The following is a 24,358-nucleotide window of genomic DNA, read 5'->3' on the forward strand; positions in this document are numbered from 1 at the left end:
CGATACAGAGGAGGATCACCATGTCGCGAAGACTGCTCCTGGCGGCCATGGCCGTCGCCACGGCGCTCGCAGCACCACTTGCCGCCGGTACGGCCCGGGCCCAGAGCGCCATCTGCTACAACTGCCCGCCGGAATGGGCCGACTGGGCGGCGCAGCTGAAGGCGATCAAGGAGGTCACGGGCATCTCGGTGCCCCACGACAACAAGAACTCCGGCCAGTCGCTGTCGGCGCTGATCGCCGAGAAGGCCAATCCCGTGGCCGACGTCGTCTATCTCGGCGGCTCGGTCGGCATCCAGGCCAAGGAAGCCGGCGTCACGGCAGCCTACAAGCCCGCGCATTGGGACGAGATCCCCACGGACATGAAGGATGCCGAGGGGCATTGGTTCACGATCCACTCCGGCACTCTGGGCTTCTTCGTGAACACGGCCGCCCTGGGTGGCAAGCCGGTTCCGCGCTCCTGGGCCGATCTGATGAAGCCTGACTACAGGGGCATGGTGGGCTATCTCGACCCGACCAGCGCGGCGGTGGGCTATGTCGGCGCGGTCGCCGTCAACGAAGCCATGGGCGGCAGCTACAAGGACTTCTCGAAGGCGATCGACTTCTTCAAGGCCCTGCAGAAGAACGACCCGATCGTCCCGAAGCAGACCTCCTACGCACGCGTCCTGTCCGGCGAGATCCCGATCCTGCTCGACTATGACTTCAACGCCTACCGCGCCAAGTACACGGACAAGGCCCCTGTCGAGTTCGTGATCCCCGCCGAAGGCACGGTGTCCGTCCCCTATGTCATGAGCCTCGTCAAGGACGGCCCCAACCCCGAAAGCGGGAAGAAGGTGCTGGACTTCGTGCTGTCGGACCGCGGCCAGTCGCTGTGGGCCAATGCCTTCATGCGTCCCGTCCGGGCCTCGGCCCTGTCGGCAGATGCGGCGGCGAAGTTCCTGCCGGCCGCGGACTACACCCGCGCAAAGGCCGTCGACCTGACCGCGATGGCCGCGGCGCAGAAGGGCTTCATGGACCGTTACCAGGCGGAAGTTCGCTGATGGCGACCGGGGGCGAAGGAAGCGGCGCGGGAGCCCTGCCGTTGCGGTCGCGGCGCGGGCGAACCACGCCTTCTCTCCGGCTGACCGGCCGGCGCGAGGCCGTCCTGCTCGCGGGCATGCTCGCGCCGGCCGCGGTGGTGTTCTCGGCATTCTTCCTGGTTCCCCTGGCTCGTCTCTTCGCGATCGGAGGCTCGGGTGCGGCCGGGTGGTCGGCCTACCTTTCTGTGCTGACCAACCCGGCCCATCTCTCCAGCCTCGTCTCGACGGTGCTGCTCTCCCTGGCGGTCACGGCTGTCACGCTGGCGATCGCGACGGCCGCCGGCCTGTTCCTCGAGCGGAACCGCTTTCCAGGCCGCTCGCTGCTGGTGGCGCTGCTGACCTTTCCCTTGGCCTTCCCAGGCGTGGTGATCGGCTTCATGGTGATCATGCTGGCCGGAAGGCAGGGCCTCGTCGGCGAGGTCTCGCGCGCGCTGACAGGCGAGCGGCTTGTCTTCGCCTATTCGATGACCGGCCTCTTCCTGGGCTATGTCTACTTTTCGATCCCGCGCGTCATCCTGACCGTGATGGCCTCCGCGGAGAAACTGGACCCCCGGCTCGAAGAGGCGGCGCGCTCCCTCGGCGCGCGCCCCTGGCAGGTCATGGCGCATGTGGTCCTTCCGGCCCTGAAACCCGCCTTCCTGTCGGCCGGCGCGATCTGCTTCGCCACGGCCATGGGTGCCTTCGGCACCGCCTTCACCCTGGCGACCCGGATCGAGGTGCTTCCCATGACGATCTACACCGAGTTCACACTGCAGGCGAACATCGCCACGGCCGCCGCGCTCAGCTTCGTCCTGGGCCTCGTCACCTGGGTGGCGCTGGCGCTCGCCCGCAACTTCGCCGGCAGCAGCGTCGCGGCGGCCGGGTGATCGCATGAGGTCGCGCCCCATCGCCTTCTGGCTGCAGCTCGGCTTCACGCTGCTGGTCTGCGCCTTCCTGATCGTTCCGGTCTGCCTGTCCATCATGGCCGGGATCACCGCCAACTACTTCGTCGGAATCGGCGGCGGCGTCACTCTGCGCTGGATCGGCGAGGTCTGGCGGCTGTACGCCGACACGATCTTCCTGTCCCTGCGCATCGCGCTGGCCTGTCTTGCCTGCACCCTCGTCCTCGGCGTGCCGGCGGCCTACGTGCTGGCGCGCCGCCCCGGCCGGATCGCCCGCGCCATAGAGGAGCTGCTGGTGATGCCGGTCGCCGTTCCCGGCCTCGCCACGGCGCTGGCGCTGATCGTCGCCTATGGCGGCTTCGGCGATTTCCGGCGCAGCTGGCTCTTCATCCTCGTGGGGCATGTCCTCTTCACCCTGCCCTTCATGGTCCGGTCGGTGCTCGCGGTGCTGTGCTCCATCGACCTGCGGATGCTCGAGGAGGGCGCGGCGAGCCTCGGCGCCCGCTTCCACCAGCGATTTTTCGGCGTTGTCCTGCCGAACTGCCGGTCAGGGATCCTGGCGGGGTCGCTGATGGTCCTGACGCTTTCCGTGGGCGAGTTCAACCTGACCTGGCTGCTCCATACGCCGCTGACCAAGACGCTGCCCGTCGGGCTCGCCGACAGCTATGCCTCGCTGCGGATCGAGATCGGCAGCGCCTACACCGTCGTGTTCTTCGTGATCATCATCCCGTGTCTCGTCCTGCTTCAGCGCTTCGGCGCGACAGGACGCCCGCGAACCCGCAAGGCCAAGCCGTGACCCAGCCCTTTCACCTCGAACCCGTCCCGATCCGCATGATCCGGTGCGCCAAGACTTTCGACGGGGGCGTCCGGGTCCTCGATCCCGTGGACCTGGAGATCGGGGGCGGCGAGACCCTCGTCCTTCTCGGCCCGTCCGGTTGCGGGAAGACCACGCTGCTGCGGCTGATCGCCGGCCTGGAGTGGCCGGACGCGGGCGGCCGCGTCGTCTTCGGCGGCGAGGACGTCACGGCGCTGCCGATCGAGCGGCGGAACGTCGGCATGGTGTTCCAGAGCTATGCCCTCTTCCCGAACATGACCGTCGCCGAGAACGTCGGCTACGGGCTGCGCGTGCGCGGAATCGAGCGCCTGGAACGAGCCCGGCGCGTCGGCGAGATGCTGGAGATGACGCATATCGCCCCGCTCGCCGACCGGCGCATCGACCAGCTCTCGGGTGGTCAGCGCCAACGGGTCGCCCTTGCCCGGGCGCTGGTCGTCCGCCCGCGCGTGCTGCTCCTGGACGAGCCGTTGACGGCGCTGGACGCAAAGCTGCGGGATACGCTGCGGCTGGAGATCGACCGGCTCCTCCAGGATCTCGGAATCACTGCCGTCTACGTGACCCACGACCAAGCGGAAGCCATGGCGCTCGGCGACCGCATCGTCGTGATGTCCAAGGGACGGATCGAGCAGATCGGCACGCCGCGCGAGATCTACCGCAACCCTGCGAGCCCCTTCGTCGCGGGTTTCGTCGGCACCATGAACCGCCTTCCGGCCGAGGGTGGCGGCGGACTCCTCCGCATCGGCGGCGCCACCCTGCCCTGGTCCGGCCCCATGGGGCCGGTCGAGGTGATGGTGCGCCCCGAGGATCTCACGGTCGAGCCTGAGGCGGGTGCCGAAGGCTACACGCTACCGGCAAGGATTTCCGCGGCCGTATTCCTTGGCGACCGTACCCGCCTCGTGGCGGAAACCTCCGACGGAACGGAGCTGACCATCGACACCGACCCGCACCGGCCCTTCGCGCGCGGCGACCAGATCCGGCTGCGTATCGATCCCTCCCGCATCCTGAGCCCGTGACCGCCATGCTCATCGCCCAGCTCACCGATCTGCACGTCAAGCCCGCGGGGCGCCTCGCCTATAGGAGGGTGGACACGGCGCTCCACCTCAGGGCCGCCGTGGACGCCCTGCTGCGCCTTGATCCGCAGCCCGATGTGGTGGTGATCACCGGGGATCTCGTGGACGCCGGCCTTCCCGAGGAATACGCGCTCCTGCGCGAGTTGCTGAAGCCGCTCACGCTGCCGCTCTACGTGATCCCCGGCAACCATGACCAGCGCGCACCGCTCGCCGCGGCCTTCGCCGACCACGACTATCTGCCGCGTGACGGCGGCTTCCTCCATTATGCGGTCGAGAACTGGCCGCTGCGGCTGATCGCGCTCGACACGGTCGTTCCGGGCCAGGGGGGCGGGATGCTCTGCGACGAGCGGCTCCGATGGCTCGATGCCCGGCTGTCGGAGGCGCCCGGGGCGCCGACCGCGATCCTGATGCATCATCCGCCCTTCCGGACCGGCATCGCCCACATGGACCGGATCGGCCTCGGAAACGCTCCGGCCTTCGACGAGGTGCTACGCCGGCATCCTCACGTGGAGCGCGTGCTCTGCGGCCACATCCACCGGCCCATCCAGGCGCGGTTCGGCGGGACGCTAGCCTCCACCGCGCCGTCGGTCGCACATCAGGTCGCGCTGGACCTGACCCAGGACGGGCCTTCGGCCTTCGTGATGGAGCCGCCGGGCTTCCAGATCCATCTCTGGGACGCGGAGGCCGGCATCCGCAGCCATACGGCCGTGATCGGCGACTTCGGCGGGGCGTCGCCCTTCTTCGACCCCGAGGGGCGCCTGATCGATTAGGGCAAGTCGGGCGCAGTGAGCTCCGGGCTACCAGATATCCGCGTCGCCGGACATGCGTTCGGCCGCCCCGCCCGCGAAGAACGGGACCAGCGCCGCAGCCACCTCGGCCGGGCGGTCCTCGGGCTGGAGATGACCGCCGGTTGTCACGGCACACGCGACCTCGTCGGCCCAGGCCTTCCAGGTCTCGACCGGGCCGCGGCCGCCGCTCTCCCTGGAACCCGGCCAGAGCACGAGGACCGGGCAGTCCAGCTTGCGTCCCGCGGCGCGGTCCGCCTCGTCGTGGGCGAGATCCTCGTCCAGCGCGGCGCGATAGTCCTCGCATATCGCGTGCCGCACGGACGGGTCCCGGAAGGCGGCGCGGTAGGCCTCCCTCGCCGCGGGCTCGATCACCTCCTCGCTGCCCCCGCCCATGGACGCGAAGGCGCGATCGATGAAGGCGTCCGGCGCCGCGGCGAGCAGGCGTTCGGGCAGGTCATGCTCCTGCGCCAGCAGGAACCAGTGATAGCTCCTGCGGGCATAGCGGAAGTCGACCGCCAGCATCGCGTCGAGCGTCGGAATGACGGCCAGGGAGGCGAAGCGGACGACGGTGCCGGGATGGTCGAGCACCAGACGGTAGCCCACGCGCGCGCCGCGGTCGTGCCCGGCGAGTGCGAAGTGCTGATGCCCGAGTGCCCGCATCAGCGCCACCAGCGCCGCCCCGGCCCGCCGCTTCGTCCAGCGCGGTGCCATCGCATGGGGCCTGCTGGCGCCGTAGCCCGGCAGGTCGGGAATGACCAGCGTGTTGCTGCGCGCGAGGTCCAGCGCCACCTTGCGCCAGGCGATATGCGTCTGCGGATAGCCGTGGAGAAGCAGGAGCGGAGGGCCGACGCCGCCGGTCACGCCGGCGAAACGGACCCCGCCGGCATCGACGTCCAGCCTGCGGAAGCCCGGAAAGAACAGTGGCGCCGTGCCGCCTTCCGCCGTGACGCCGGGGTCCCGTTTCGTCATGGCGCCCTCAACCCGCGGCCGCGGCGGTCACGAAGGCGGCAAGCTCCCGGCCGAAGCGGGCCGGCTCCTCGAAGAAGGGGCTGTGGCCGCTTTCGCCGTAGACCGAGAGACGGCTGTCCGGCTTGAGCGCCCTGATCCTCTCCGACATCGCCAGGCGGACCAGCCGGTCGTGGATCCCGTGCGTCAGCAGGATGGGACCCGCATAGGCCTGGAAGTCGGGCTCGAGGTCGGGCGTGCTCGTCCTGACGAGACCTTCGCCGACGGCTCGTTCCGCCATGCCGTTGACGACAAGCATGCGCTGCATCTCGGCGGCCGGCGGCTGCCGGTGGAAGCAGGCGCCAAGGAAGCTGGCGGTCTCGGCGGTGCGTTCGCCGAGATCGTGCGAGATGGTGGTCTGGGCATAGGTGCCCGCAAGCGGCGTGAGAAGATCCGGCGACAGCCTGGTGACGGCGGCGACCAGGTTGATCCCCGCGACCCGTGAGCCGCCATGGGAGCGGAGATATCCGCCGGCGACGAACCCGCCGAGCGACCAGCCCACGAGCACGGGACGGCGGAGCTTCGCGGCGGCAATGACCGCGGCGATGTCCTCTCCCCAGAGCCCGGCATCGGCATAGGCCTCGGGCGCGCGCGGCTTGTCCGAATCCCCGTGGCCGCGGAGATCGAAGCGGACCAGGCGGAAGCCCGCCAACGCGGGATCCGCGAACTGCTTGTCCCAGCTCAGCCGGCTCTGGCGCAGACCGTGAATGAACAGGATCTCGGGCGCGCCGGGATCGCCCTGCGCCTCGCCCGAGAGCATCGTGCCGTCTGCCGACCGGGCGATGAACGGCTCGCGCGGGGCTGCCGGCTGGGCGAGGGGCGGCTGGGCGATGCCCGCGCGTGCGAGGACCGGAGGCGCCAAGGTCGTGAGGGCTGCCGCCCCCGCCATGCCTAGCATCAGGCTCCGCCGGTCGATGCCATCACGGGTTTCCATTGGGCTGCTCCATTTATTTAGTGACTACTAAAGAAAGCCTGCTTGCGGCGGAACGTCAAGGGGCTATCCTGACGCGCATGGATTCCTCCTCCACCAAACCCCATGATGCGTCCCCGCGCCGCCGTGGCCGGCAGGCGACCTTCGACAGGAACGAGGCGCTCGATATCGCGCTCGACCTGTTCTGGCGGCACGGCTACGAGGGCGTCAGCGTCGCCGATCTGACGAAGGCGATCGGGATCGCGGCGCCGAGCCTCTATCACGCCTTCGGCAGCAAGGCGGATCTCTACCGCGAGGTGCTGCGTCACTATGGATCCAACGGGATGAGCCCGGACGAGATCGCCGCGGCGCCGTCGAGCCAGGATGCCGCCCGCCTGATGCTGGAGCGCGGCATCGCGGCGGTCACGACGCCAGGCCGGCCGCTGGGATGCATGATCTCCAGCGGCATGCTGATGAGCTCCCCCGAGAATGCCGATCTGGTGGCCGAGCTCAGGAGGCTGCGGGCATCGCTCCGCGAGGCGCTGCAGCGCCGCATCGCACGGGACGTCGAGGAGGGGCTGCTGCCGGAAACGACGGACGCGCCGTCGCTCGCGCGCTTCTTCGCGGCCGTCCTGCAGGGCATCTCGGTCCAGGCCCTGGACGGCGCCACCGCCGCCGAACTCCGCGCGGCGGCCGCCGCGGCGCTCCGGGCTTGGCCGGCGGGGAGCCGCACCACGAGCGACGCCAACTGATTGCGCCCGCGAAGACCGGCCGGACCTAGGCGCCGGGACGGAGCCGGTTCAGGCCCTGGGCTGGCGGGAGCGCAGGGCTCCCGAATCCTCCAGGCGGATCACGGAGTTGACGATGGCGCGCTGGAACGCCTTGGCGCCGCTCGGGATCTGCATGCCGTCGCCCGTGGTCCAGAACTCGACGAAGGCGGCATCGGCATCCTCCTCGCCGGTCGGCCGCTCGATGGTGACGCCGAGTCCGATCTCGGCGGTTGAGCCGCGATAGTCCCTGACAGTGATCTGGCCTTCCCAATGGAGGCCCTGCGGAGGCTGCCCCGTGCGGACGGCGCTCCAGCTCCGGAGGTAGTCGAGGAAGCCCTCCGAAGTGCGGTCGACGCGCATGTAGGCGCTGCGGTCCATCACGCCGTGGGCGAGCTTGATCGTGTATCCCGCCGTCGCCAGCGCATCCCCGACCTCGGCCGCCAGCTTCTCCATCAGCGAGAAGGCGCGCCGCACGTTCGCGGCAAGCGCCTGGGCATAGCCCTCGCCTTCCAGCGTAGCGCGGCGCCGCTCCCGGTCGGAGCGGTACGCATCGAAAAGATCGTCCGTAGCTGCCATCGGGCGCCCTGGATTGCCGGGGTTTTGACACGCATACCCCGCTTCCTCGCACGAAAGCTATTGAGAAGCGCTTAAAACGCCGCAGCCGGCAGGCCGTGACCGTCCGCCGCCATCGTCGGAGCCCACGCGCGGGACAGCCGGTGACGACCTCCCCTTTCGATTTCATACTATGGTACCAATCATGTGCCGGGCCGTGCTCTCGGGTCCCGTCGGAGGAGTGGTGGTCAACCTGAAAGCTCTGTTGGCGGCCTGTCTCGGCGGGATCGGGCTGCTCTTCACCGTCGGCACGGCGATGCTGATCCAGGCCGAGGCGACCGGCAGGCTCCACGGCCAGATCACCGCAAAGCTCGATGCGCTTGCGCAGCAGGTCGCGGACAAGCTCGACCGCGGCATGTTCGAGCGGTGGCGCGACATGCAGATCGCTGCCTCGCTCGACACGATCCGGTCTCCCACCGCGTCGGCGGACGCGCGCCGCGCCGTGGTGCAGCGGCTCCAGGACACCTACCCGCACTACCCTTGGATCGGCTTCATCACGCCGGACGGTATCCTCCAGGCCTCCACCGGGCGCGTGCTCGAGGGCGCGAATGTCAGCGCCCGGGGATGGTGGCGGAACGGTCTGGAGCGCCCCTATGTCGGCGACGTGCACGAGGCGATCGTGCTGGCGAAGATCCTGTTTCCCGGCGACCCGGAGCCGCCGCGTTTCGTGGACCTCGCGGCGCCCGTGACGAGCGAGACCGGCGAGGTCATCGGCGTCATCTCGGCCCATCTCAGCTGGGCCTGGGCAGCCGAGATCGAGCGGTCGGTCCTGGGCGAAATGGATCCGGCACGCGAGATCGAGGCGATGATCCTGTCCACGGACGGCACCATCATCCTGGGTCCGCGGCCGCTGATGGGACGGAAGGCCGCGGACCCAGCGGCTGCAGGGTCCACCGGCGCCGCCACCCTGGTGTGGCCGGACGGGCCCGAGTACCTGACCAGCATGGCGTCGACCCGCGGCTATCGCGATTATCCCGGGCTCGGCTGGCGCGTCGTCGTCCGAGAGCCCGCCGAACTGGCGATGCAGCCCGTGTCCGCCCTTAGGAACCGCGTGCTCGCATGGGGCGCCGCGGTCAGCCTACTGGCCATCGGCCTCGGCTACCTGCTCGCCGGCTGGGTGGCGCGACCGCTCCAGGCCATGGCACGGTCGGTGGCATGTGCTCCGCTCGGGACCCTGCCCGACCTCCCGGCCGGCCGGAACTACCGGGAAATCGCGACGCTGTCGAACGCGATCGGCCGCTATGCCGCGGGTTATCAACTGGCGGACCAGGAGCTGAAGACCTCGCTCCGCGAGAAGGAGATCCTGCTGGAGGAGAAGACCGCGCTCGTCCACGAGATCAACCACCGCGTCAAGAACAACCTCCAGATCATGCTGAGCCTCGCGAGGACCGAAGTCCGCCACCTGCCCGAGGGCGATCGCGGGAGGCGGCGGATCGAGGCGCTCTCGAGCCGCATCGAAGCGATGGGACGGCTGCACGAACGGCTTTTCGCATCGGGCGGTCTGGGGCGCGTCGATCTTGCCGATTATCTGCGTGCGCTGTGCGACGCGATCGTCGCGGTGAACGGTCGCCCCGGCGTGACCATGACGGTCGAGGCCGACCCGTCGCCCTGCCGTCTCGACTTGGCGATGCCGCTGGGACTCCTGGTCAACGAGCTCGTCACGAATGCCCTCAAGCACGCCTTCCCCGGCCAGCGGCCGGGCAGAGTGACCGTGTCGCTGCGGAACGAGGGCCAGGGCATGGTTCTGCGGATCGCCGACGACGGCATCGGCTGCGACGGCGCCTCGCCGTCCGGCGGAATCGGATCCACGCTCGTGCGGATTCTCGCCCGGCAGGTCGGTGGCACGGTCGAGTTCGCCACCAGCAAGGGCTGCATCGCCACCGTCAGGCTTGCGGCGCCGGGTCAGGCACATCCGGCAGGCGAATACACCGCGCACAATCCGGTCCCGGCATAGGCCGGTCGCATCCTCCCCGGGCGGAGCACCGCGCCTTCGCGATGCAGCCTTCCGCCCCGCCACGCGTTGCGGTCCTGGGCGAAGGAGCGGAGGCGGCGATGAACGGCGTGCGGATGCTTGCGGCGCTTGGCTTGGCGGCGGGGCTCGCGGGATGCGGCACGGGCGAGCCGGCCCCGCCGCCGGTCGTCCAGGTCTGGTGCTACGACACGCTTGCCGACCCCGAATGCTACCTGGAGCCCGATGGCCTCCGCCCGGCAAGCTATATCGGCGCCTACGCGCTGACGGTTCCGGGCCCCATCGAGCGCCACGGCATCTCCGCCGCGCCGGCCCCGTCGGTCGCGCTGGCCCTGCCGCGATAGGGCGCAGGCGCCGCCGCCCAGGGCTCAGGCACGCCGGCCGCCAAGGCGCATCACATAGGTGATCAGCTCGGCCACCGCGCGGTAATGCTCCGCGGGAATTGGCTGGTCGACCTCCACGACCTTGTAGAGGGCACGCGCCAGGGGCGGGTTCTCGACCACGGGGACCCCGTGCTCCTCGGCGATGGCGCGGATGCGCAGCGCGATCAGGTCCGCACCCTTTGCCGTGCACAGCGGCGCGGGCGTGCGCCCGCGCTCGTATTCCAGCGCCACCGCGAAATGGGTGGGGTTCATGACCACCACCGTCGCCTTGGGCACGGCAGCCATCATCCGCCGCCGCGCCCGCTCGCGCCGGACCTCGCGGACCCGCGCCTTGATGTGCGGATCGCCCTCCATCTGCTTGAACTCGTCCCGGACCTCCTGCTGCGTCATGCGCAGGCTCTTGCGCCATTCCAGGCGACGCCACACGAGATCGACGCCCGCGATCAGGACCGTCGCCAGGAGCACGGCGAGGAGCAGGCGCAGGGTGAGATCGCGCAGCAGGTCCGGAAGACCGGAGATGTCGACTCCCACATACGCCTCCGTGCGGTCGAGAAGCGGACGCACAACGGTCCACCCGGCCGCCGCCACGACGCCGAGCTTCACCAGGTTCTTCATGAATTCCAGCAGCGCCATGCGCCCGAAGATCCGCCGCCATCCCGCCATCGGCGAGATGTTCGAGAGCTTCGGCTGGATGCGTTCCGACGCCACGAGCACCGGCCCCTGGGAGAAGGCCGAGACCAGCGCCCCCGCCACCAGCAGGCCGAGCACCGGCAGGAGGGCGATACCCACGCGGCCGATCAGCCCCAGCAGGCCGCCCAGCACGTCCTGCGCGCCGCCGTCGAGCCGGATGTCGTCGGCGTTCTCGATCAGCGGCAGCAGAGCCTTGCCGAGCGCGGCGACGGAGCCCGGCGCCGCCATGGCGACGGCGAGCCAAGCGGCGGCCATCATGGCGAGCGAGCCCATCTCGCGGGCGCGCGGGACATTGCCCTTCTCGACGGCCTCGCGGAGCCGCTTCTCGGTCGGCTCCTCCGTCTTCTGGTCGTCGTCGCGCTCGCCGGACATGGCGCCCTCAGGGAGCGGCGAGGAGGCCCGAGAGCGCCTCCCCGAAGCCGGCTATGGTGGCGATGGCGGTCGCGCTCAACATCGTCAGGCCGATCAGGACCATCGCCGGGGTCGCGACGAAGAAGACCGCGAGGTTCGGCAGCATGCGGTTCGCGAGCCCCAGGGCCAGGTTGAAGATCACGCCGAAGGCCATGAACGGGGCGGCGAAGCCGACGCCGAGCCGGAACGACGACGCCGTGAGCTCGGCGAAGCGGTGGGCCAGCGCCTGGGTCTCGACGGCGGCCCCGACCGGCATCCGCGCGTAGGAGCGCAGGATCGCTTCGATCATGAGGTAGTGGATGTCGGCTGCGAAGACGAAGGCGATGCCCGCGATCATGAGGGCGCCCGAGACGACCGTGCCGCCCTCGAAGCCGGTTCCCATGGGGGTGAAGGGATTGGCAAGGCCGATCGCCTGCCCCATCAGCATCCCCGCGACCTGGAGCGCCGCCAGGAACAGCCGCGCCGCGGCGCCGAGGAAGAGGCCGGCCACCAGCTCGCCCCCGATCTCGGCCACCAGGGCGCTTCCCTCGGCGGGCACGGAGACCGGCAGGGCGGGCACGGCGGGCGTCAGCGCGAGCGAGACCACGAGGCCCATGGCAAGGCGCAGACGGGCCGGCACGGCGACCTCCCCGAAGCCCGGCATCAGCATCAGCGCCGCCCCGACGCGCGCGAAGACCAGGAAGCTGCGGTAGACCTCGATGCTGAGCAGGGCCTCCAGGGAGTCCAAGTGCGCCCCCTAGACCTGGTCGATCGTCTTGACCGCCACCTTGCGGTGCAGCTCGGCATGGCTGATGACCGGGGTCATCGGGCTCACCCGTTCCAGCAGCGAGCGCACGAAGGGCCGGACCTCGGCCGAGACAAGCAGGGCCGGCCACTGCTGGGGGCTTGCATGACGCTGGATCTTCTGCCGCAGGGCGTTCAGGAATTCCTGCACCCTGCTCGGCGGCATCGTGAAGCGGCGGTCCTCGCCCTCGATCTGGATGTGCTCGAGCAGCGCCTGCTCCCATTGGGGGCCCAGGGTGATTGCCGGCACGAAGCCGTCGGGTCCCGCCAGGGCCTGACAGAGCTGCTGGCCAAGCCGGCCGCGGACATGCTCGGCGACCAGCGTCACGTTGCGGGTCCAGATCACCGCCTCGGCGACGGCCTCCAGGATCGCCGGGAAGTTCCGGATGGAGACGCGCTCGGCCAGCAGCGTCTGGAGCACGCGCTGGATCACCACCAGCGTGACCTGGCTCGGAACCAGATCGGAGAGCAGCTTCTGGTACTCGCGCCCGAGCCCCTCGGTCAGCTTCTGGACGGCGCCGTAGGTCAGCAGCGTCGGAAGGTGATCCTTGATCACTTCCGTCAGGTGGGTGGTGATGACGCTCTCGCAGTCGACCACGGTGTAGCCCTTGGCGACCGCCTCCTCGTGGCGGGAGGGATCGATCCAGCGGGCCTGCAGGCCGAAGGTCGGCTCGCGCGTCAGCTCCCCCGCGATCTCCTCGGCCTGGCCGCCGGTCGGGTCGATGGCCATCAGGCTCTTGGGCCGCACCTCGCCGCGGGCGGCCTCGACGCCCATGATGCTGATCACATAGCCCTTGGGCGGGAGATAGCTGGAATCCTTGATCCGCACCGCTGGCAGGATGAAGCCGAACTCCTTGGCGAAGCGCTTGCGAAGCGTCTTCACCTTGCTGGTCAGCGCGCCGTTCCGGTCCACGATCAGCGGCACGAGCTGGCTGCCGAGATCCACCCGGACGTCGTCGACCTTCAGCAGCTCCTCGATGGGCTCCTCGGCGGCGACCTTCGGCGCCTTGGCCTCCGTCGCCTGCTGCTCGACCGCGGCGCGCTGCGCCCGCAGCCGGGGGATGTACCATCCCGCGACGCCGAAGCCGCCGCCCAGCAGCAGAAAGGGCGCGGCGGGGATCCCGGGCGTCAGCGACATCATGGACATGATGCCGGCCGAGACCAGCAGCGCCTTGGGATAGCCGCCGAGCTGCCCGATCACCGCCTGGTCGGTCGAGCCGCGGTTGCTGCCCTTGGTGACCAGGAGGCCGGCGGCAAGCGAGACGATCAGCGCTGGGATCTGGCTGGCGAGCCCGTCGCCGACCGTCAGGATCGTGTAGGTCGAGGCCGCCTGGGCGAAGGGCATGCCCTCCTGGGCGATCCCGATGATCATCCCGCCGACGACGTTGATGACGGTGATGACCAGGCCCGCCACGGCGTCGCCGCGCACGAACTTCGATGCGCCGTCCATGGCGCCGAAGAAGGAGCTCTCGTCCTCGAGCTCCTTGCGCCGGCGGCGCGCCTCCACGTCGTCGATCATGCCGGCCGACAGGTCGGCGTCGATCGCCATCTGCTTGCCGGGGATCGCGTCGAGCGTGAAGCGGGCGCCGACCTCGGCGATGCGGGTCGCGCCCTTGGTGATGACCACGAAATTGATCACCACCAGGATGCAGAAGACGATGATCCCGATGACGAAGTTGCCGTTCATCAGGAAGCGGCTGAAGCCCTCGATCACGTGCCCGGCCGCCGAAGTGCCCGTGTGCCCCTCGCTCAGGATCATCCGGGTCGACGCGATGTTCAGCGCGAGGCGCAGCACCGTGACGACCAGCAGGATCACCGGGAAGGAAGAGAAGTGCAGCGGGCGCTCGATCCACAGCGCGACCATCAGGATCAGGACGCTCAGCGCCAGCGAGACCGCGAGGCCGAGGTCGAGCAGCCAGGTCGGGATGGGCAGGAACAGCACTGTGAGGACGGCCATGATCGCGCTGGCGAACAGGACGTCGCGGTTCGCAAGGCCGATATCGCCGAGCGTGGCCGCCCTGGCGCGGAGATTGCCGGTAAGACTCATTGCGTGCTGCAGCCGAGTTGGGAATGGGCGCCGGCCCTCGACCTCGATCCTAGGGAGGCCGGGTAAAACCGGGATTTAAGGCGGCTCAGCCGCCATGGCCGGGCAGCAGCGGCCGCGCGGGCCCGTTGGCATAGATGCCGGCCAGGAAGACCAGCCGGCCGCGGTCGGGATGGCCGCGCCCCAGGGCCCAGGGTTCGGCCGGCGCGGGCCCGCGCCCCTGCCCGGGATTGTGGCGCGCCGGCAGCGCGGCCAGGGCCTGGACGTAGTCCTCGGCGGCCGAGACCCAGCGCATGTTGCCCTGGACGCGTGCGCGATAGGCGTCCTGGCGCTCGGACTGCGCGCTGTGATACCGGCCGATGGCGGCGCCGAGATCGCCCGCCGCCCCGCCGCGCAGCGCCGTCAGGTAGCGCGCGGCGTAGCGCGCGTTGGCGGCGGGATCGAAGGCCGTCTCTATGTCGGGAAAGGCGTCGGGATGCCAGCGCAGGTTCACCTGAAGGCAGCCGACATCGACCGAGCGGACGCCGCTGGCGAGCAGGTTCTGCACATGAGCCACGGCGCTGGGCCGGTCGGGAAAGAACCGCCCCTTGCCTTCCGCCGTCACCGTCCAGGGCCAGACCGTGAAGAGTCCGTCCGGCAGGGCGCGCCCTGCCTCCGTGAAGCCCATGGCCAGGAGACGGCGGTCGGCAATGCCGGCTTCGCGCTCGGCGTCGAGGATGGCGGCGACGCAGGCCGCCTCGTCCGGAAGGGCATCCTGCACGGGCTGCTGCGGCCGGGGGGCCGAGAAGAAGCGCGGCGACCAGGCGCCGATCGCGGCCGAAGGCATCTCGGCCCCGGCGGCGCCAGCGCCGGCCATAAAGGCCAAGGCCGCCAGCGCGGACGCGATCCCGCGGATCGGCGGCGGCGCCATGGGTCCCGTCAGTCCACGGCGACGATCATGTCGGCGAGACGCTCGGAATAGGAGGCCAGCGCACCGTACATGAAAGGCAGGGACAGCACCGTCGTGACCAGGATGACGACGATCTTCGGAATGAAGGTCAGCGTCATCTCCTGGATCTGCGTCAGCGCCTGCACCAGCGAGACCGTCACGCCGACCACCAGCGCCACCAGCAGGGCGGGCGTGGCGATCAGCAGCGCCGTCCAGATGCCCGAGCGCAGGACCTCCAGGACGTCGGCCTCGTTCATGATGGCCCCGCCGGCACGGCGCTTGCCCGGGCCATGTCAGATCGGCATCCGGGTGAGGTCCTGATAGGCCTGCACCATGCGGTCTCGGATCGCGACGACGGTCTGGAGCGTCACCTCGGCGGCCATGACGGCCTGGACGACCTCCTGCGTGCTCGCCTTGCCGGCGACGGCGGCCAGCGATGCCTTCTCGGCCTTCTGGACGGTCTGGACCGTGCGGGAGATCTGCTCGTCGATGAAGGCGCCGAAATCGGTCTCGGCTGCGGCGGCCGGCGCGGGCGGCGCCACGGGCCGGAGGGCCAGCGCCTCGCCGACATTCGCCGAGCGGTTGGCGGCATAGGCGGCGGCCACGCGGCCGATCGAGATGTCGAGCATCGGTGTCCTCAGCCTTTGAGCATGTCGACGGTGCGCGTCATCATCGAGCGGGCCTGCTCGATCATGACCATGCTGGATTCGTAGGACCGGCTGGCCTCGCGCATGTCCATCATCTCGATCAGGGTCGTGACGTTGGGACGCTTGACGTAGCCGTTCTCGTCCGCCGCGGGATGCGCGGGATCGTGCACGAGCTGGAAGTCGCTGCGGTCGACCCCGATCTGCTTGATCCGCACTGTCTCGGCCCCGATCGTGCGGTCCATGGCGGTCGAGAAGGCGATGGTCTTGCGGCGATACGGGTCGCCGCCGGGCACCGTCGCGGTGCTGTCGGCGTTGGCGATGTTCTCGGCCACGACGCGCAGGCGCGTTCCCTGGGCCTCTAGGCCCGAGGCGGCGATGCGCATGGTGGCGGTCAGCGGATCGACGATCATCCGGATGCTTCCCTCGGTTTAGGCGCCGCGCGCGCTCCAGGCGACGCGCAGCATCCCCATGCTCTTCTGGTAGAGGCTGGAGACCAGCGTGTAAGCCTCGCGCGTCTCGCTGGCCTTCATCATCTCCTGCTCCAGCGACACGCTGTTCCCGTCGGGCGCGACCTCCCAGGATTCCGCGCGGCGCGCTTCCTGGGCCGTACTCCCCGCGGCCGACACCGTGAAGTGCCGGGCGTCGGTCTGCGCGGTCGTGACCGGCCGGAGGGAGTTCATGATGCCGTCGAAGGGCTTCAGGTCCTTCGCCAGATAGCCCGGCGTGTTCGCGTTCACGACGTTCTCGGCGATGACCTGATGGCGCTGCGCTAAGTATTCGAGCCGTTGACCCGCAACCTTCAACAGCGAGATGCCGCCGATGTCCATCGCAGTCGACCTCCGTTTGACGGTCAGACCATGAGGCAGCCGGTTTAAAGCCGGATTTAAACCGGCTCGACTAGGGTTACCCGAGCAACATCGGGACGGGCCCTTCACAGATGCGCGCATTGCCAGCCCTTGCGGACGGGATCGAGCGGCTTCCTTCGGCGGTCTGGCGCGGCGAGGTCCGCAACGCCGTCGGCATGACGCTGGAGCTCGACGGCCTGCAGCGGCTGCTGGGCGTCGGCGACCGCTGCCGGGTCGAGGCGCGCGACGGGCGGAGCGTCCTCTGCGAGGCCGTGGGCTTCCGGAACGGCCGCACGCTGCTGATGGCCTTCGAGTCCCTCGACGGCGTCGCGGAGGGCTGCTTCGGCTACACCGCGGGCGAGTTCTCGGCGCCCCGGCCGGGTCCCGGATGGCTCGGCCGCGTGGTCGATGCGCTGGGGCGACCGGTCGACGGCAAGGGCCCCCTGCCGAGCGGCGACACCGCGGCGCCGCTCCGCCGCCAGCCTCCCGCGGCCTATACGCGGCGCCGCGTGGGCGCCAAGCTGGACACTGGGGTGCGCGTCCTCGACTGCTTCGTGCCGATCTGCCGCGGGCAGCGCCTCGGCATCTTCGCGGGCTCGGGCGTCGGGAAGTCGACCCTTCTCTCTATGCTCGCCCGGCATGCCGATGCCGACGTGAACGTGATCGGCCTGATCGGCGAGCGCGGCCGCGAGGTCCAGGAATTCATCCAGGACGATCTCGGGCCCGAGGGGCTGGCCCGGTCGGTCGTCGTCGTCGCCACCTCGGACGAGCCGCCGCTGATGCGCCGCCAGGCGGCCCTTCTCACGCTGGCCGCGGCCGAGGCGTTCCGCGACCGGGGCGCCCACGTGCTCTGCATGATGGACAGCGTGACGCGCTTCGCCATGGCCCAGCGCGAGATCGGCCTGGCCGCCGGCGAGCCGCCGACCTCCAAGGGCTACCCGCCGACCGTCTTCGCCGAGCTTCCGGGCCTGCTGGAGCGTGCCGGCCCCGGCACCGAGGCGCAGGGCGACATCACCGGGATCTTCACCGTGCTCGTCGACGGGGACGACCACGACGAGCCCGTGGCTGACGCGGTGCGCGGCATCCTCGACGGGCACATCGTGCTGGACCGCCGGATCGGCGAGCTCGGCCGCTACCCCGCCGTGAACCTGCTGCGCAGCGTCTCGCGCACGCTTCCGGCCTGCCACACGCCCCACCAGAACCAAGTGATGCGCAAGGCCAAGGCCCTCGCCGCGACCTACGAAGCCATGCGCGAGCTCGTGCGCATCGGCGCCTACAAGCGCGGCGCCGACGCCGAGGTCGACGAGGCGGTGGCCCTGCACCCGCTGCTGGAGACCTTCCTCACACAGTGGAAGGACGACCGCACCCCGTCCGAAGGGACATTCGCCGGGCTCGAGGAGATCCTGGCGCTCAGCCACATGGAGACCCCATGACCGCAGACACTGGCCTGGCCGCCCGCGGGCTGGCGGCGACCGCCCCCGCCCGCGCGCCCGCCAAGGCCGAGACGCCGGCGGAGGCCGCGCCAGCCTTCGAGGACATCATCGACGCCCTCAACCCGCTGCACCACATCCCCGGCGTCTCACTGGTCTACGAGGCGGCGACGGGCGACGGCATCTCGGCGGCGAGCCGGCTTGCGGGCGGGTTCCTCTTCGGCGGACCGCTCGGCCTGCTGGGCGGCGCAGCGTCCCTCGCGCTGCAGGCCGCGACCGGCGACAGCCTGGGCGGGCATCTGGCCGGCCTCGCGGGCGGCGCCGGCGCGGCCGCGCCGGAAACGGCTTCGGCGCCACAGGGCCTGCCATGGATGGCGGGCGGACCGGCGAAGACTGCCCTGCCCGTCTCCACGGCCGTGGCCAGGGAGGCCTTGTCGCAGGGCCCGACGGAAAGCTCCGCAACGGTGCTCCCCGCGGCTGCGGGCCCGACGGGCGGCACGGATCCGCGGACCCTGGCCGCACTCTACGAGATGCAGGCAGGGCGAGCCACGGCGCGCAGCTGATCCGGTATGGATCACCGAGGCACGGGCGGCGGCGGGCGCTCCCCCGCCCCGCCTCCGCCCGGCCCCCGCCGGATCAGAAGCGCGGCACTTTCAGCAGCGCGAGCGTGATCGAGGGATCGATCGCGACGACGGACGCGCGCCGCGACAGCGTGATCTGCGGAACGGCCGGCGCCGAGGTGCCGGAAAGCCCCTTGCCGAGATCGCTCATGGCCGCGAACCGGCCGATGAACGTCTCGAGCTTCGCGGGATCCTTGAAGTCCTTGATGTCGAACTTCGCCTCGAGCTTGGCCTTGATCTTGTCGATGTCGCTGGCCAGCATCTCGCGCGGGATGCCCAGCGCCGTCAGCGCCACCTCGGCCATCGCCTTGTCGCCGAGCACCTGGTACCAGTTGCTGACCGACGGCGCCTTGCGCTCGAAGTAGAGCGCGAGGCGCACCGCCTCGTTCTGCTCGCCCTGCTTGACCTCCAGGCGCGTGCGGACCAGCCGGTCCACGATGGCCTGGACGACCACGGGGGATTTCAGCGACGTGCCGCCAGCCTCCTTGAAGCCGCAGATCGTCGCGATCTCCTTGAATTTCGGGTCGGTCATCTTGTTGGCCATGGCGTCCTCGTCCGTGACGCCCTCGCTGAGCACCTTGCGCATCAGCGCCTTGGCGAAGATCTGGCTCTCCAGGCCGAAGGCCTCCATCATGAAATGATAGAGCTTCGTGTCCTTCAGAAGCGCGTCGGCCGTGGTGACCTTGCCGATGTTCGCCTTGAAATAGGCGATCTCGCGCCGGGTCTGCGCGTCACGCTCGATCATCGTCGTGAAGCTGCCGATGCGGGCGCGAACGGTCCTGAGGTCCTGGAACGTGCTCATGCCTCGAGGTCCTTGCGGTCGGCTTCGCCAGCGTCGCGATCGAGCGCGTCCTCGGGATCGACATAGCGCGGCGGGATCCGCAGGATCACCTCGCCGGTCTCCCGGTCCAGCACCTCGGTGGTGAGACGCTTTGTGTCGGGATCCAGGCTGACGCGGTAGGGACGCACCTGGGGGTCCCGCCGGCTTCCCGACGTATCGGCGGCGCCCTCCTCGGCCGGGCCGGAGGCAGCGACCTCCTCGGACTTCACACGGTCGAGCTCGGCCTGGCGCTCCCGGGCCTTGAGGACCGCATCGACCCCTGGATTGGACCGCTCGGTTGTGACCCCGCTGACGGGCTCGATGGATTTCGCCATGGTCTGCTCCCTGGTGCGCCGGCCGAGTGGCCGATCAGCTTCCCTCCGCCACCCCGACGCTGCCGTCCACGCGCGGGCGAAGCGGGCGGACGCCCGGCAGGACGGTCTCCTCGTAGGCCATCACGGGACGCAGGCAAGCCAGCGCCTTGTAGTAGTCGCGCTCGCCCACGTGATCCATCGCCCGCAGGATCTGCTCCTGGTGCGCCGCCTTGGGCAGCGCCACGTACAGCTTGGCCATCATCCCGGCTATGACCTCGCCGTACTGCTCGACCGACTTCGGGTCGAGCAGCATGCTCTGGATCACGAAATAGGCCCGGCGGATCGGCGTATCGGCCTCGTCCTCCTGCAGCAGGTCGCAGCCCCGGATGATCTGGGCGAAATTCCCGATGGTGAGCGTGTAGCGCCGGCCGGCGTTCTGAACGACGCAGCCGTTGATCACCACCCTCTCGTGCGGCCTGAGACGGAGCTTAAGCGCCATTGAATGCCTCCGCGGGCTCCGCATGCGCGATGCCCCTGAGCCCCTGCATGATCGCGCGGTTGATGTCGATCAGGAGCCGGACGTCGCTCTTTCCCGCGATGATCCGCGGCGTGTGCCGATCGACGGAGAAGGCCAGCGAGATCAGCCCGGCGCGCAGGGATTCCGGCAGCAGGTTGTCCTCGTCCATCAGGTCCGCGCGCAGCGCGCTCCAGAGCTCCATGTTCCGGGCCAGCGCCGTCTTCAGCGCCTCGGTGACGGAGCCCGAGCCGAGATGCTTCTCCAGCTCGAGCGTGACCTTCAGGAAGACCCGGTACTCCATCGCCCGCGGGTCCTCGGTCTCGGCGATGGTCTGCTGATAGGCGGCAATGCTCATTCTTCTTACCCCTCAGTGGCGAGGATGAAAGAAAATCTACCGTCCGCCAATTAAAACGGCATGAAAAACCGCGAAGATCAAATACCCGTACATAAGTTTAAAGAAAACAGACACGCCACCCTTCCGTTCTGGAAGGGTGGCGTGCCGGTTCCATGGGCGGCCGCCGGGATTCCGGATCTCGGAAGCCGGCGGCCGGACCTGGCTTAGCGGAACAGCGACAGGATGTTCTGCGGGCCCTGGTTCGCGATGGAGAGGGCCTGCGTGGCGAGCTGCTGCTGGACCTGAAGGGCCTGCAGGCGGCTCGATTCCTCGTTCATGTCCGCGTCGACCAGCAGGCCGATGCCCTTGTTCATGGCATCGACGAGCTTGGAGACGAAGTTCGTCTGGATCTCGACGCGGTTCTCGATCGAGCCCAGGACGGCGGCCTTGTCGATGACCTTGGTCAGCAGGTCGTCGATGGCCTTCAGCGAACGCTCGGCGTTGTTCGCGATGTCGATCTGCTTGATGTCAGCGAGGCCACCGAAGGCATCGCCTTCCTTGCTGCCGACCCAGAGATCCTCGATCTTCGCCGTGAAGCTGGTGTCCGTGTTCGCGTCTTCCACGGTGAAGGTCAGCTTGTCGCCGGTGAACGCGACCGAGGCGACGTTCGCGCCAAGCTGGGCATCGAGCGCCGTGTTGATCGCGGTCTCCAGGTTGCCCTGCGTCGTAGCGAGGTCGGTGTCGTAGGCTTGGCCGGACAGATCGACCGAGAAGTTGACGACGCTGCCGTCCTCCTTCGTGAACTTCATCGTCATGGCGCCCAGACCGAGGTTCTGGCCGTTGATGAAGGTCGCACCGGCGGCACCGAGCTTGATGTCGACCGAGGCCTTGTCGGCTTCGGTCGAGACGACTTCCTGCTCGATGGTCGCGCGGCCGACGATGGAGTCCGTCCGCATGTCCTGCCGGCTGAAGGTAATGTAGCTGGGCGTGACGCCGGCTTCGCCGCGGCTCAGGGTCGCCAGGATGTCGACCTGCTGGTCCTTGGCGCTGCCGTCGCCGGCATAGTTGATCTTCAGCAGGTTGTCCCCGTTGAACGAAGCGCTGGAGACAATGCTTTCGATCTGCGAGATGAACTGGTTGACTTCGTCCTGGATGAACTTCGGATCGGTGCCCTTGGACTGACCGGCAACGATACGAGCCTTCATCTCGACCAGCATGTCCTTGACCTGGTCGGCGCCGTTGGAGGCGGAGATCAGGGTCGAGGTGCCGAGGCCGAGCGCGTCCGACACCGCCTTGAAGCCGGCGACGTCCGACTTCATGGTGGTGGAGATCGACCAGTACGAGGCGTTGTCCTTGGCGACGGCGACCTTGAAACCGGTGGAGATCCGGTCCTGGGCAGCTTCGAGGTTGCTGGTGACGGCGCGCAGGGTCTGCAGCGCGGTCATCGCCGAGCCGTTGGTCATGATCGAGGCCATGGTATCTCCTTTCGAGAGATGGTCGGACGCCTTTCTGACGCCGGGGCTGCATTCGTCGCGGGCCTTCCCGTTTGACCGCCTGGGGTCTCCGGGCGCGACGGCAACGAGCTCACTTTGCCAGTCCCCGTTTAAACCGGAGTAAAAGATCGAATTGTTCGGAGGTGAATTCGGCCGGTCACGCCGAAAAGCAAAGAAGCCGGCGATTCGCCGGCTTCCCAGGGAAAGAACAGGCGCGGCCGGGCCGCGGACGTATCAGAGTTGCGCGTCGATGCCCGCCATGCCGAGCTCCACGGGGCGGAGGCTGTGGCCGGAGCTGCCGTAGACGCCGTCGCTGGCGGCCTTCTCGGCTGCGGCGAGCAGGCTGCGATTGACGGCGAGGACCGCCTCGCGCAGGGCGGTCAGCGCGCCCGTGTTGGCCTGGACGGCACGGTCGAGCCGCGCGATCAGCTCGGCCGCGCGCTCGCGCATATGGGCGTCGAGCCGCGGCGGCCCCTCTTCCGCCCTATCGGCAAGCACCACCGCCATGCGCTCGCCGAAGGCGGACTTCCGGCGCGTGAACTCGCCGAGGCCGTCGAGCCGCCCCGCCTCGATGGCGCTTGTCTCGTCTTCCAGCAGCGCGATCAGGTCCAGCATTCCGTCGGAGAAGGCGACGAAGGCCAGGGCGCTGGCGCCGTCGATCCCGCTCTCGGCGGCGACGGCGGCCTCGGCCGGGCGCGGCGGCTCGGGCGGCGGGGCGAATTCCTGGATGACGTCCTTGAGCTGCACGGTCACGACTGGTCCCCCGCCTGGGCATAGAGCCGGGCGATGTCCGCCTCGACCATGCGCGCGATGCCGAGGCCGCCCTGGTCGGCCACGGCGCGCCCGTACTCCTGCATCATGAAGCTGCGCCAGGTCCCCTCGGCATGTCCGCCGCCGAAGGCCCCGTCGGTCCGCACGCCCTCGAACATCGCCTCGAACATCTGCGCGAGCGCCATGGCCTCGAATTCCCGCGCCGCCTTCGCTGCGGGGTCGGGCCGCTGCGGCGCCTGCGCCGCCGTTGCCGGCAGGATTTCCATCCGATCCTCCTCAGAGAACTTCCAGATCCGCGTGCAGCGCGCCAGCGGCCTTGATCGCCTGCAGGATCGCGACGACGTCGCGCGGCGCGACGCCCAGGGCGTTCAACCCGGTCACGAGCTGCTGCAGGCTGACATTGCCGCCGAACTCGACGAAGGGCCGCGCCTCACCCTCGTTCACCTCGATGTCCGTGCGCGGCACCACGACCGTGTCGCCGCGGGACGCGAAGGGCTGCGGCTGCGAGACCTGGGGCGTCTCGGTCACGCGCACCGTCAGGTTGCCCTGGGTGATCGCAACGCGGCTGATGCGCACGTTCTCGCCGATCACGATGGTGCCCGTCCTCTCGTCCACCACCACGCGCGCCAGCGTGTCGGGCGCCACGGTCAGCTGCTCGACCTCGCCGATCATCCGCGCGACCTGGTTCCGGTAGGCGGCGGGGACTGTCACGTCGACGGTCGTCAGGTCGACGACCCGTGCCGGCACGCCGCCGAGCCTGCGGTTGACGACGTCGGCGATGCGGATCGCCGTGGTGAAGTCGGGGTTGCGCAGGGCCATGCGGACCGTCTGCATGCCCTCCATCGAGAACTGGACCTCGCGCTCGACGATGGCGCCGTTGGCGATCCGGCCCGCCGTCGGGACGCCCTTGGTGACCGAGGAGCCCGACTGCCCCTGGACCGAGAAGCCCGTCGCGGTGAGCGGCCCCTGCGCCACCGCATAGGCCTCGCCGTCGGCACCCATCAGCGGCGTCACCAGAAGCGTGCCGCCCAGGAGGCTGGTGGCGTCGCCCATGGTGGAGACGTTCACGTCGATGGTCGTGCCGCGGCGCGCGAAGGGCGGCAGCGTCGCCGTCACCATCACGGCGGCCACGTTGCGGGTGCGGAGCTGCTCGTCGCGGATGTTGATGCCAAGCCGCTCCAGCATGCCCTGAAGGCTCTGCTGCGTGAACGGGGTGTTGATCAGGCGGTCGCCGGACCCGTTGAGCCCGACCACGAGCCCGTAGCCCACGAGCTGGTTGCGGCGAACCCCGTCGATCGAGACGAGGTCCTTGATCCGCGACTGGGCCGCGGCCGGCGGCGGGCCAGCGAAGGCCAGCCCGGCCGCAAGGGCGAGCGCCGCGAGCAGGCGCGTCGGGGATAGGACGGGCATCG

At 69.6% G+C, this 24,358-nt stretch carries 29 protein-coding genes; 10 read left to right on the plus strand and 19 right to left on the minus strand.

Features of this window, described 5'->3' with window-relative positions; all coding sequences use genetic code 11:
* Window positions 1-20: 20 nt before the first annotated feature.
* Genes JUB13_RS03745 through JUB13_RS03765 form a run of 5 tightly spaced genes read left to right on the plus strand, consistent with a single transcriptional unit; the run spans window position 21 to window position 4,632 of the window.
* Window positions 21-1,037 (plus strand): ABC transporter substrate-binding protein, encoded by a 1,017-nt coding sequence (locus tag JUB13_RS03745; protein WP_207477315.1) that lies wholly within the window; start codon window positions 21-23, stop codon window positions 1,035-1,037.
* A complete protein-coding gene (locus JUB13_RS03750; RefSeq protein WP_207477316.1) occupies window positions 1,037-1,942 on the plus strand; it encodes an ABC transporter permease in 906 nt (301 codons plus the stop codon). Before JUB13_RS03745 ends, JUB13_RS03750 begins: the two co-directional genes overlap by 1 nt.
* A 4-nt stretch (window positions 1,943-1,946) precedes the next feature.
* On the plus strand, window positions 1,947-2,753 hold the full coding sequence (locus JUB13_RS03755; protein ID WP_207477317.1) for an ABC transporter permease: 807 nt from the start codon (window positions 1,947-1,949) through the stop codon (window positions 2,751-2,753).
* On the plus strand, window positions 2,750-3,805 hold the full coding sequence (locus JUB13_RS03760; RefSeq protein WP_328702858.1) for an ABC transporter ATP-binding protein: 1,056 nt from the start codon (window positions 2,750-2,752) through the stop codon (window positions 3,803-3,805). Before JUB13_RS03755 ends, JUB13_RS03760 begins: the two co-directional genes overlap by 4 nt.
* A 5-nt stretch (window positions 3,806-3,810) precedes the next feature.
* Complete coding sequence (locus JUB13_RS03765; RefSeq protein WP_207477449.1) at window positions 3,811-4,632, plus strand: phosphodiesterase; 822 nt, start codon at window positions 3,811-3,813, stop codon at window positions 4,630-4,632.
* A 27-nt stretch (window positions 4,633-4,659) separates the two neighbouring features.
* Here JUB13_RS03765 and JUB13_RS03770 read toward each other — a convergent pair whose 3' ends face one another.
* Together JUB13_RS03770 and JUB13_RS03775 are read right to left on the minus strand one after the other, a co-directional pair.
* Window positions 4,660-5,619: an alpha/beta fold hydrolase gene (locus tag JUB13_RS03770; RefSeq protein WP_207477318.1), complete on the minus strand. Its 960-nt coding sequence runs from the start codon at window positions 5,617-5,619 to the stop codon at window positions 4,660-4,662.
* 7 nt (window positions 5,620-5,626) lie between these two features.
* Window positions 5,627-6,589, minus strand: coding sequence for an alpha/beta fold hydrolase (locus JUB13_RS03775; protein ID WP_207477319.1), 963 nt, complete (start codon window positions 6,587-6,589; stop codon window positions 5,627-5,629).
* 77 nt (window positions 6,590-6,666) lie between these two features.
* Between JUB13_RS03775 and JUB13_RS03780 the strand changes: the two genes are divergently transcribed.
* Complete coding sequence (locus tag JUB13_RS03780; RefSeq protein WP_207477320.1) at window positions 6,667-7,317, plus strand: TetR/AcrR family transcriptional regulator; 651 nt, start codon at window positions 6,667-6,669, stop codon at window positions 7,315-7,317.
* A 48-nt stretch (window positions 7,318-7,365) separates the two neighbouring features.
* Here JUB13_RS03780 and JUB13_RS03785 read toward each other — a convergent pair whose 3' ends face one another.
* Window positions 7,366-7,911 carry a hypothetical protein gene (locus JUB13_RS03785; protein ID WP_207477321.1) on the minus strand — a complete coding sequence of 182 codons (546 nt, stop codon included), beginning with the start codon at window positions 7,909-7,911 and terminating at the stop codon, window positions 7,366-7,368.
* Between the two features lie 220 nt (window positions 7,912-8,131).
* On the opposite strand from JUB13_RS03785, the gene JUB13_RS03790 reads away from it, so the two are divergent.
* Window positions 8,132-9,901, plus strand: a complete 1,770-nt coding sequence (locus JUB13_RS03790; protein ID WP_328702859.1) for a sensor histidine kinase — start codon at window positions 8,132-8,134, stop codon at window positions 9,899-9,901.
* Window positions 9,902-9,999: 98 nt separating this feature from the next.
* Entirely contained in the window at window positions 10,000-10,260 is a 261-nt protein-coding gene (locus tag JUB13_RS03795) for a hypothetical protein (RefSeq protein WP_207477322.1), read from the plus strand.
* Window positions 10,261-10,284: 24 nt separating this feature from the next.
* On the opposite strand, the gene flhB is transcribed toward JUB13_RS03795, so the two are convergent.
* The 8 genes from flhB to JUB13_RS03835 form a co-directional block, all read right to left on the minus strand.
* Window positions 10,285-11,361 (minus strand): flagellar biosynthesis protein FlhB, encoded by a 1,077-nt coding sequence (flhB, locus tag JUB13_RS03800; protein ID WP_207477323.1) that lies wholly within the window; start codon window positions 11,359-11,361, stop codon window positions 10,285-10,287.
* A 7-nt stretch (window positions 11,362-11,368) separates the two neighbouring features.
* The gene (locus JUB13_RS03805) at window positions 11,369-12,127 is read right to left on the minus strand and encodes a flagellar biosynthetic protein FliR (RefSeq protein WP_207477324.1); all 759 of its coding nucleotides are present in this window, start codon (window positions 12,125-12,127) and stop codon (window positions 11,369-11,371) included.
* A 9-nt stretch (window positions 12,128-12,136) separates the two neighbouring features.
* Window positions 12,137-14,230, minus strand: a complete 2,094-nt coding sequence (flhA, locus tag JUB13_RS03810) for a flagellar biosynthesis protein FlhA (protein ID WP_207477325.1) — start codon at window positions 14,228-14,230, stop codon at window positions 12,137-12,139.
* Between the two features lie 85 nt (window positions 14,231-14,315).
* A complete protein-coding gene (locus tag JUB13_RS03815) occupies window positions 14,316-15,137 on the minus strand; it encodes a lytic transglycosylase domain-containing protein (protein WP_236024678.1) in 822 nt (273 codons plus the stop codon).
* Between the two features lie 8 nt (window positions 15,138-15,145).
* On the minus strand, window positions 15,146-15,412 hold the full coding sequence (gene fliQ, locus JUB13_RS03820) for a flagellar biosynthesis protein FliQ (protein WP_207477326.1): 267 nt from the start codon (window positions 15,410-15,412) through the stop codon (window positions 15,146-15,148).
* Window positions 15,413-15,448: 36 nt separating this feature from the next.
* Window positions 15,449-15,784 (minus strand): flagellar hook-basal body complex protein FliE, encoded by a 336-nt coding sequence (locus tag JUB13_RS03825; protein WP_207477327.1) that lies wholly within the window; start codon window positions 15,782-15,784, stop codon window positions 15,449-15,451.
* Between the two features lie 8 nt (window positions 15,785-15,792).
* Window positions 15,793-16,212, minus strand: a complete 420-nt coding sequence (gene flgC, locus JUB13_RS03830; RefSeq protein ID WP_207477328.1) for a flagellar basal body rod protein FlgC — start codon at window positions 16,210-16,212, stop codon at window positions 15,793-15,795.
* Between the two features lie 18 nt (window positions 16,213-16,230).
* Window positions 16,231-16,629 (minus strand): flagellar biosynthesis protein FlgG, encoded by a 399-nt coding sequence (locus tag JUB13_RS03835; RefSeq protein WP_207477329.1) that lies wholly within the window; start codon window positions 16,627-16,629, stop codon window positions 16,231-16,233.
* A 110-nt stretch (window positions 16,630-16,739) separates the two neighbouring features.
* On the opposite strand from JUB13_RS03835, the gene fliI reads away from it, so the two are divergent.
* Together fliI and JUB13_RS03845 are read left to right on the plus strand one after the other, a co-directional pair.
* Window positions 16,740-18,080 (plus strand): flagellar protein export ATPase FliI, encoded by a 1,341-nt coding sequence (fliI, locus tag JUB13_RS03840; RefSeq protein WP_207477330.1) that lies wholly within the window; start codon window positions 16,740-16,742, stop codon window positions 18,078-18,080.
* Complete coding sequence (locus JUB13_RS03845) at window positions 18,077-18,640, plus strand: hypothetical protein (protein WP_207477331.1); 564 nt, start codon at window positions 18,077-18,079, stop codon at window positions 18,638-18,640. Before fliI ends, JUB13_RS03845 begins: the two co-directional genes overlap by 4 nt.
* Window positions 18,641-18,713: 73 nt before the next feature.
* On the opposite strand, the gene JUB13_RS03850 is transcribed toward JUB13_RS03845, so the two are convergent.
* From JUB13_RS03850 to JUB13_RS03885, 8 genes are all read right to left on the minus strand, one after another.
* Window positions 18,714-19,499: a DUF1217 domain-containing protein gene (locus JUB13_RS03850; RefSeq protein ID WP_207477332.1), complete on the minus strand. Its 786-nt coding sequence runs from the start codon at window positions 19,497-19,499 to the stop codon at window positions 18,714-18,716.
* The gene (locus JUB13_RS03855) at window positions 19,496-19,852 is read right to left on the minus strand and encodes a flagellar protein FlaG (RefSeq protein ID WP_207477333.1); all 357 of its coding nucleotides are present in this window, start codon (window positions 19,850-19,852) and stop codon (window positions 19,496-19,498) included. Before JUB13_RS03855 ends, JUB13_RS03850 begins: the two co-directional genes overlap by 4 nt.
* A 34-nt stretch (window positions 19,853-19,886) precedes the next feature.
* A complete protein-coding gene (locus tag JUB13_RS03860; RefSeq protein ID WP_207477334.1) occupies window positions 19,887-20,330 on the minus strand; it encodes a flagellar biosynthesis repressor FlbT in 444 nt (147 codons plus the stop codon).
* Window positions 20,320-20,703 carry a flagellar biosynthesis regulator FlaF gene (gene flaF, locus JUB13_RS03865; protein WP_207477335.1) on the minus strand — a complete coding sequence of 128 codons (384 nt, stop codon included), beginning with the start codon at window positions 20,701-20,703 and terminating at the stop codon, window positions 20,320-20,322. Before flaF ends, JUB13_RS03860 begins: the two co-directional genes overlap by 11 nt.
* 203 nt (window positions 20,704-20,906) lie before the next feature.
* Window positions 20,907-22,157, minus strand: coding sequence for a flagellin N-terminal helical domain-containing protein (locus JUB13_RS03870; protein WP_207477336.1), 1,251 nt, complete (start codon window positions 22,155-22,157; stop codon window positions 20,907-20,909).
* Window positions 22,158-22,409: 252 nt separating this feature from the next.
* The gene (locus JUB13_RS03875; protein ID WP_207477337.1) at window positions 22,410-22,928 is read right to left on the minus strand and encodes a flagellar protein FlgN; all 519 of its coding nucleotides are present in this window, start codon (window positions 22,926-22,928) and stop codon (window positions 22,410-22,412) included.
* The gene (locus tag JUB13_RS03880; protein ID WP_207477338.1) at window positions 22,925-23,212 is read right to left on the minus strand and encodes a rod-binding protein; all 288 of its coding nucleotides are present in this window, start codon (window positions 23,210-23,212) and stop codon (window positions 22,925-22,927) included. The genes JUB13_RS03875 and JUB13_RS03880 overlap by 4 nt, the downstream gene beginning before the upstream one ends.
* Window positions 23,213-23,222: 10 nt before the next feature.
* Window positions 23,223-24,356, minus strand: a complete 1,134-nt coding sequence (locus JUB13_RS03885) for a flagellar basal body P-ring protein FlgI (RefSeq protein ID WP_207477339.1) — start codon at window positions 24,354-24,356, stop codon at window positions 23,223-23,225.
* Window positions 24,357-24,358 lie beyond the last annotated feature (2 nt).

The sequence above is a fragment of the Arenibaculum pallidiluteum genome (genome assembly GCF_017355985.1).
Taxonomy (GTDB): domain Bacteria; phylum Pseudomonadota; class Alphaproteobacteria; order Azospirillales; family Azospirillaceae; genus Arenibaculum; species Arenibaculum pallidiluteum.

Coding starts and splice junctions, on each gene's coding strand:
- JUB13_RS03785 (WP_207477321.1), bottom strand. CDS start 7,911: ATGGCAGCTACGGACGATCTTTTCGATGCGTACCGCTCCGACCGGGAG.
- flhA (WP_207477325.1), bottom strand. CDS start 14,230: ATGAGTCTTACCGGCAATCTCCGCGCCAGGGCGGCCACGCTCGGCGAT.
- JUB13_RS03765 (WP_207477449.1), top strand. CDS start 3,811: ATGCTCATCGCCCAGCTCACCGATCTGCACGTCAAGCCCGCGGGGCGC.
- JUB13_RS03825 (WP_207477327.1), bottom strand. CDS start 15,784: ATGCTCGACATCTCGATCGGCCGCGTGGCCGCCGCCTATGCCGCCAAC.
- JUB13_RS03870 (WP_207477336.1), bottom strand. CDS start 22,157: ATGGCCTCGATCATGACCAACGGCTCGGCGATGACCGCGCTGCAGACC.
- flhB (WP_207477323.1), bottom strand. CDS start 11,361: ATGTCCGGCGAGCGCGACGACGACCAGAAGACGGAGGAGCCGACCGAG.
- flaF (WP_207477335.1), bottom strand. CDS start 20,703: ATGAGCATTGCCGCCTATCAGCAGACCATCGCCGAGACCGAGGACCCG.
- JUB13_RS03855 (WP_207477333.1), bottom strand. CDS start 19,852: ATGGCGAAATCCATCGAGCCCGTCAGCGGGGTCACAACCGAGCGGTCC.
- JUB13_RS03845 (WP_207477331.1), top strand. CDS start 18,077: ATGACCGCAGACACTGGCCTGGCCGCCCGCGGGCTGGCGGCGACCGCC.
- fliQ (WP_207477326.1), bottom strand. CDS start 15,412: ATGAACGAGGCCGACGTCCTGGAGGTCCTGCGCTCGGGCATCTGGACG.
- JUB13_RS03885 (WP_207477339.1), bottom strand. CDS start 24,356: ATGCCCGTCCTATCCCCGACGCGCCTGCTCGCGGCGCTCGCCCTTGCG.
- JUB13_RS03815 (WP_236024678.1), bottom strand. CDS start 15,137: ATGGCGCCGCCGCCGATCCGCGGGATCGCGTCCGCGCTGGCGGCCTTG.
- JUB13_RS03795 (WP_207477322.1), top strand. CDS start 10,000: ATGAACGGCGTGCGGATGCTTGCGGCGCTTGGCTTGGCGGCGGGGCTC.
- JUB13_RS03745 (WP_207477315.1), top strand. CDS start 21: ATGTCGCGAAGACTGCTCCTGGCGGCCATGGCCGTCGCCACGGCGCTC.
- JUB13_RS03850 (WP_207477332.1), bottom strand. CDS start 19,499: ATGAGCACGTTCCAGGACCTCAGGACCGTTCGCGCCCGCATCGGCAGC.
- JUB13_RS03860 (WP_207477334.1), bottom strand. CDS start 20,330: ATGGCGCTTAAGCTCCGTCTCAGGCCGCACGAGAGGGTGGTGATCAAC.
- JUB13_RS03780 (WP_207477320.1), top strand. CDS start 6,667: ATGGATTCCTCCTCCACCAAACCCCATGATGCGTCCCCGCGCCGCCGT.
- JUB13_RS03880 (WP_207477338.1), bottom strand. CDS start 23,212: ATGGAAATCCTGCCGGCAACGGCGGCGCAGGCGCCGCAGCGGCCCGAC.
- JUB13_RS03750 (WP_207477316.1), top strand. CDS start 1,037: ATGGCGACCGGGGGCGAAGGAAGCGGCGCGGGAGCCCTGCCGTTGCGG.
- JUB13_RS03770 (WP_207477318.1), bottom strand. CDS start 5,619: ATGACGAAACGGGACCCCGGCGTCACGGCGGAAGGCGGCACGGCGCCA.
- JUB13_RS03775 (WP_207477319.1), bottom strand. CDS start 6,589: ATGGAAACCCGTGATGGCATCGACCGGCGGAGCCTGATGCTAGGCATG.
- flgC (WP_207477328.1), bottom strand. CDS start 16,212: ATGATCGTCGATCCGCTGACCGCCACCATGCGCATCGCCGCCTCGGGC.
- fliI (WP_207477330.1), top strand. CDS start 16,740: ATGCGCGCATTGCCAGCCCTTGCGGACGGGATCGAGCGGCTTCCTTCG.
- JUB13_RS03835 (WP_207477329.1), bottom strand. CDS start 16,629: ATGGACATCGGCGGCATCTCGCTGTTGAAGGTTGCGGGTCAACGGCTC.
- JUB13_RS03755 (WP_207477317.1), top strand. CDS start 1,947: ATGAGGTCGCGCCCCATCGCCTTCTGGCTGCAGCTCGGCTTCACGCTG.